2 protein-coding genes and 3 pseudogenes are annotated in these 5,397 nt (G+C 74.4%); 1 reads left to right on the forward strand and 4 read right to left on the reverse strand.

Annotation, left to right across the window (positions count from 1 at the left end; translation table 11 throughout):
- Nucleotides 1-157, forward strand: a pseudogene (locus ACWF94_RS32240) (sigma factor); the annotation flags it as partial.
- Here the strand turns inward: ACWF94_RS32240 and ACWF94_RS32245 are convergent.
- The 4 genes and pseudogenes from ACWF94_RS32245 to ACWF94_RS32260 form a co-directional block, all read right to left on the reverse strand.
- Nucleotides 140-400, reverse strand: a pseudogene (locus ACWF94_RS32245) (N,N-dimethylformamidase beta subunit family domain-containing protein); the annotation flags it as partial. The pseudogenes ACWF94_RS32240 and ACWF94_RS32245 sit on opposite strands and share 18 nt — an antisense overlap.
- Before the next feature lie 397 nt (nucleotides 401-797).
- A complete protein-coding gene (locus ACWF94_RS32250; protein WP_453496599.1) occupies nucleotides 798-2,531 on the reverse strand; it encodes a hypothetical protein in 1,734 nt (577 codons plus the stop codon).
- 645 nt (nucleotides 2,532-3,176) lie between these two features.
- Nucleotides 3,177-4,427 (reverse strand): phosphoribosylamine--glycine ligase, encoded by a 1,251-nt coding sequence (purD, locus tag ACWF94_RS32255; RefSeq protein ID WP_453496602.1) that lies wholly within the window; start codon nucleotides 4,425-4,427, stop codon nucleotides 3,177-3,179.
- Between the two features lie 69 nt (nucleotides 4,428-4,496).
- Nucleotides 4,497-5,397: pseudogene (locus tag ACWF94_RS32260) on the reverse strand (DNA polymerase III subunit gamma and tau); the annotation flags it as partial.

The raw sequence follows: 5,397 nt of genomic DNA on the forward strand, positions 1-5,397 counted from the left end.
CGAGCTGGTGGACCAGGGGGTGCACGCCATCGGCAAGAAGGTCGTCGAGGAGGCCGCCGACGCCGTGCAGGACGCCCTCGTCTCCGCCTACCGCGCCGCGCACACCTTCCGCGGCGAGTCCGCCGTCACCACCTGGCTGCACCGCATCACCGTGAACGACGCCACCCGTGGACGCGAAGCCCTTGATCTGCCGTCCTACGTCGTCGGCGGTACGGGGGCCACGGGCGCTGCGGCTGCGTGCGTAGAAGTCCGGGTCGGCGTACCAGGCGACGGCCTGCCCGGTGTCGTCGATATAGCGCTCGCTGTCCCTCAGCCAGGGCAGCGGCCCCTGTCCGAAGGGGTCCGACACCGCATGGGCGAGGGCGCCCGATTCCCACCGCCGGATCTGCTCCGCCCCCATGCGCCCTCCCTCGTCAATGCCCCCGGATCCGGCGAACGTTGATACGCCGATCGGCCCGGTGCCGGCGTCCAGCACATCACATAACGCATGTGATCCGTCACCCTTCGTCGCGAAATGTTGTGGATATGCGCGATTCCGTGCGGGGCCCTCCGGGCGGGTCGGACCAGAATCCTCCGGGCGGGTGGGACGCGGGGGGCCGGGGGGCTTCGCGGGCGGGGGCGGTTTCGGGGCCCGGCCCGGGAGGCTTTGGGGAGGCTTGCTCCGGCGGCTCCGGGCGGGGGCGGCGGAGACGGGTGGCTCCCGGTGGTTCAGGGCGCGGACGGCGGGTCAGGGGAGGGACGGCGGCTCCGGGCGGCGGCTCCTGGTCGCGCGCGCCAGGACCGGTCTGCCGACCGGGTCACACCAGGCGTACGGGCTTCTCCGGGCGGACGCCCACCCCGGCGAGCCAGGTGCGGAGGGGGCCGGGGTCGCCGTCCTCCGTGAGGCTGAGGACGCGGGTGCCGAGGTCGGCGGAGCGTTCGCCGCGGATCAGCAGGGCGGGCCCGTCGAGCCAGTCGAGCCCCGGGGCCGCGCCCGCCGTGTCGACGGCGGCACAGCAGACCATCGCGGTGACATGGTCGGCGAGCAGCTCACGCCCGGTGCGCGGCGGCTGGAGGGGGAACAGGGGGAGCGGATCCGCCCCCCACCCGTTCAGCAGGTCCCCCGGGCTCTTGGCGACGGAGGCGCTCGCCTGGCTCTTGGCGGCGGGGGCGCTCGCCGCCGCCTCCTCGCGGGCGACCTCGGCGCTGATCCCCGCCGCGAGATCCTCACCCGCGTCCGTCCCCTGCCCCCGGTCCCCCGCGAGATGGGCCATCACACGGGCGAGGGTCGGACCGTCGGGGCCCGTGGACCCGGCGGGGCCGTCAGCGGACCGCACCCCGAGATCGTCGAGCACCCGGTGGAGCCGGGCCGCCTCCGTACGCCACTTGCGGTCCACGACCTCCTCCGGATACTGCTGCCAGTCCACCGGGGACCAGTCGGCGCCCGTCCCGGCCGGACCGCCGTGGAAGAGGCGCGCGGCGAGGAGTGAGGCGGCCTCGTCGACCGCGCCCGGCTCCTCCAGCAGATCGCAGGCGGGGCGCTCGCCCAGCCGGGAGGCGAAGCCCTCGGCGAGACGGTCGCGGCGGGACAGTTCGGTGAGCGCGGAGACGACGCCCGCGTCGAGCCGGGAGGGCCAGCGGCCCATGCGCCAGGCGGGCAGCGCGACCTTGGTCAGCAGCCGGTCCCACCCGGCGTACGCCAGGCCGACCTGCTCCTGGGCGACGATCCGCAGTCCGTAGTCCACGGCCTGGGCGCGCTCCGACGCCGCCGCGGCGACCCCGCGCTCCATCTCACCGGCGTACGCCTGGCAGCCGTGCAGCAGCAGCCGGGCGATGCGGCCGACAACGCCGAGCGCCGCCTTCCGTACCGCCCGGAGGGGGCCCTGCCCGGGGCTCGCGGCCACGGCGACCGCCGCGTCCAGCCCGCGGACGAACCGACGGGCCGCCGCTATGTCGGGGTGCGCCGATGGGGCGGTCCCGGCCACGACCGGCGCGAGCAGCGCCCGCAGCTCGGCGACCCGCATCCACCACAGGAACGGCGAGCCGATCACCAGCACGGGGGCCTCGGCCGTCCGCCGTCCCCTTCTGTTCCGTATCTTCCAGACCTTCCGGATCTTCCTGATCGAATGGGGCACGGCGTGGGCCGGGTGGGTACGGTCCTCCAGCCAGCTGTCGCAGTCGGGAGTGAGCGCCAGCGCCGAGGGCGCGGGGACCTCCAGCCGCTCGGCCAGATCTCTGACCAGCCGATACAGATCGGGGGCTGCCCGCTCGGAGACCTCCACGGTGGGGCTGAGGGCCGGGCTGGCCCGGACGATCACCGTCGCGACGGCGGCGGCGAGCAGCAGCACGGCCACCGCGCAGACCCCGGTGATCCAGCGCGCGGTGTCCCAGCTCCCGCCGCGCATATGGCCGGTGACCCCGCCGGCGAAGAGCACGACGGCCACCGCCGCGGGCAGCAGGGCAACGGCCAGCGCCCTGCTGCGGATGCGCAGCACGGCCAGCGCTCGCAAGCGCGCTGCCTGCGCGCCGATCGACTCACCGGTACCGGACACGGCCGGTCCTCACCCCCTCTGCGCTGCGACGGTGTAGGTGCACTCACCACTGTGACACCCGCCACTGACATCGCAATGCCGGTGGGCCAAGTGCCGGAACGCCTGCGCCGCACCATAGTTGGGGGTTCGGCGGGCGTCATCCGGATGGACCACCCATCACTCGATGGAATGGCTTTGGGTAAAGGTGATGACGGCCACCGGACGGTACGGGTTGTCTCGCGTGCGCCCCTGATTCACCCAGCCCGGTACGGCCCGCCCGAACCGCGCGCCCCCTGGGTGGCCTGGGGCCATGGGTCCGTACGGGCTCCCTGTGGCCTGCGGGCGGCATGGGCCGGGGGCGCCCGGCGGGAGCCGCGTTCCGTACGATCGTACAAATGTCTCCCCGTACAGCCGTACGGGGGAGGTGCAGGAGGCCCTGGGGGTCAGCCGCGCGGAAACGACGGCGTACGTGACGGGTAGGTGACGGCATACGTGTCGGCGTAGGTGACGGCGTAGGTGACGGCGTAGGTGACGGCGTAGGTGACGGCGTACGGATCGCGTGGGTCTCCGCGGAATCGGCGGCACAGCGGGACCCGGAGCGGACCGGTTCGGGCGGGGCTCAGACGGACCGGAGAGTGCCGGACCGGGCCGGGCCGATGCCGTTCGTCACCCCTCGGCGGCCTTGCGGGCGATATCGGTCCGGTGCTGCGATCCGGCCAGCCGGATACGGGCGACCGCGTCGTACGCGCGCTCCCGCGCCTGCCCCAGATCCTTCCCGGTCGCGGTGACGGAGAGGACCCGGCCGCCGGCGCTCACGATCGTGTCGCCGTCGCGCCTGGTCCCGGCGTGCAGGACATAGGCGTCGGGCGCGTCCTGGGCCGCGATCTCGTCCAGGCCCGCGATGGGGTCTCCGGTGCGCGGGGTGTCGGGGTAGTTGTGCGAGGCGACGACCACGGTCACGGCCGCCTCATCGCGCCAGCGCAGCGGCGGCTCGATGTCGAGGGTGCCGTTGGCGGCGTTGAGGAGCACGCTCGCGAGCGGGGTCTGGAGCCGGGCGAGCACCACCTGGGTCTCCGGGTCGCCGAAGCGGGCGTTGAACTCGATGACCCGTACACCCCGCGTGGTGATCGCGAGACCCGCGTACAGCAGCCCCGAGAACGGCGTGCCACGGCGGCGCAGCTCGTCGACGGTGGGCTGGAGGACGGTGGTCATGACCTCGTCGACCAGCTTGGGGTCGGCCCAGGGCAGCGGGGAGTAGGCGCCCATGCCGCCGGTGTTGGGGCCCTCGTCGCCGTCGAGGGCGCGCTTGAAGTCCTGGGCGGGCGTCAGCGGGAGTACGGTCACGCCGTCGGTGATGGCGAAGAGGGAGACCTCGGGGCCGTCGAGGAACTCCTCGATGACGACCCGGCCGCAGGCGATCGCGTGCGCGCGGGCCACGGCGAGGTCATGGGTGACGACGACGCCCTTCCCGGCGGCGAGACCGTCGTCCTTCACCACGTACGGAGCGCCGAAGGCGTCGAGGGCCGTGTCGACCTCCTCGGGCGTCGTACAGACATAGCTGCGGGCCGTGGGCACTCCGGCCGCGGCCATCACGGCCTTGGCGAATGCCTTGGAACCCTCCAGCTCGGCGGCCTCGCGGGAGGGACCGAAGCAGGGGATTCCGGCCGCGCGCACGGCGTCCGCGACCCCGGCGACGAGCGGCGCCTCCGGGCCGACGACGACGAGAGCCGCCTCCACCTCGGTGGCCAGCCGGGCGACGGCGTCGCCGTCCAGCGCGTCGACGGCGTGCAGTTCGGCGATCTCGCCGATGCCGGCGTTGCCGGGCGCGCAGTGCACAGCGGTGACGTCGGGGTCGAGGGAGAGTGAGCGGCACAGGGCGCGTTCGCGGGCGCCGCCGCCGATGACAAGGACCTTCACGGCAGTCAGCCTAACCGCCGAAGGCGCTCGTCCCGTACGGCCCTCCCAACCGTCCCCCAACCGTCGCCGCTAGTCGTTCGTATATTCCTCCACCACCGTGGCCCCCAGCTCGCGCACGATCAGGTCGTGTCCGGAGAGGGCGGAGTCGACGAGGTCGGGGTCGTCGTCCTCGGGCACATCGTCCTCGGGGGCGACCGGGGGCGGCGCGTGCACGGGGGCCGCCTGGGCGGTCCGCCGGGGCTCGGAGGGACCCTGCGGTGCGGCGGGGGCGGACCGGGGGGGCTGCTGTACGGCGGAGGGGGCGGGGGCGGATGCCGTCCGGGGCGGTGTGGGGGCCGACTGGGCGGGCCGTCCACCGCTGTGACCTTGGCCTTGGCCTTGACCTTGAGCCTGGCCTTGAGCTTGGCCTTGAGCTTGACCCTGGCTGCCGGGTCCGGCGTGACCGCCATGACCTCCTTGGCCGCCGCCGGGCCCACCGGAGCCGGGGCCCGCGAAACCCGGTCCACCAGCACCGGGGCCGCCTGTGCCGCCGGAGGGGTCGATGATCGCCTCGACCTTCCACTGCACATGGAACTGCTCGGCGAGCGCCTGGCGCAGCACCTCCTCACTACCGCTGGTCGCGAAGTTGTCCCGGGCTCCGGCGTTGATGAAACCGAGCTGGAGGGTGGTGCCGTCGAAGCCCGCGACCTGTGCGTTCTGACTGAGCAGGATCCAGGTGAAGCGGCGGCGGTTCTTCACGGCCTCCAGGATGTCCGGCCACATGCTCCGTACCTGCCCGGCGCCCTGGGCCATACCGGGGGCCGCCTGGGGCGCGGGGGCAGCCGGTGCCGGCGCCTGCGCCTGCGGGGCCGCGGCGGGCGCGGGCTGCCTGGCCGACTGCCCGGGGGTGGAGGCGGTGGGCCAGCCGCCGGGCCGCCGCGCGGGCTCGGGAGCGGAGGGGGCGCCGGGGGCGGTCCCGCCCCCGGCCGGC

The sequence above is a fragment of the Streptomyces sp. NPDC055078 genome, assembly GCF_053607985.1.